Genomic DNA, 689 nt, shown 5'->3' on the forward strand with positions numbered 1-689 from the left:
GGTCCTTGGCGGCGGCGATGGAGAAGCGCAGCCGGGCCGCCATGCCGGAGGAGTAGGTGCGCATCGGCAGGGTGATGAAGTCGCCCTTCTCGTTGATGCCGGAGAAGTCGACGATCTCCTGGTAGCGGTCCCTGATCTGGTCTCGGGACATGCCCATGGCGAGCCCGCCCAATATGACGTTCCGTTCGCCCGTCAGGTCGTTCATCAGGGCCGCGTTGACCCCGAGCAGGGAGGGCTGGCCGTCGGTGTAGACCTTGCCCTCCTCGGCGGGCAGCAGTCCGGCGATGGCCCGCAGCAGGGTCGACTTGCCGGAGCCGTTGGAGCCGATCAGGCCGATGGCCTCGCCGCGATAGGCGACGAAGGAGACCCCGCGGACCGCGTGCACCTTGCGCACGCCGCGCGCCGCGTCGTCCTTGCCGCGCTTCAGGATGCGGCTGAGCGCCGCCGTGGCACTGCCCTTGCCGGTCTTCGCACCGTTGACGCGGTAGACGATGTGCAGGTCGTCCGCGATGACGGTGGGGACGCGTGCGCCCTTCGTCTCGTCAGCCACGGCCATACCTCTCCTCAGCCTTCCAGAAGTAGATGAAGCCCACCGCGCCGGCCAGCAGCGCCCAGCCGAGCGCGAACGCCCACACGTGCGGCGGCAGGTACGAGGAGCCGTAGTCGTCGATCATCGCGAAGCGGACCAG

1 protein-coding gene and 1 pseudogene are annotated in these 689 nt (G+C 68.8%); both read right to left on the minus strand.

What is annotated here, in order from left to right; translation table 11 throughout:
- Nucleotides 1–556 (minus strand): ABC transporter ATP-binding protein (locus tag IE178_RS35170; protein ID WP_438874444.1); only part of this gene is annotated, 556 nt, incomplete at its 3' end.
- A pseudogene (locus IE178_RS35175) lies at nt 543–689 on the minus strand (ABC transporter permease); the annotation flags it as partial. The pseudogene IE178_RS35175 and the gene IE178_RS35170, both read right to left, overlap by 14 nt.

Source organism: Streptomyces griseoloalbus (assembly GCA_014650015.1).
GTDB classification, from domain to species: Bacteria; Actinomycetota; Actinomycetes; order Streptomycetales; family Streptomycetaceae; genus Streptomyces; species Streptomyces griseoloalbus.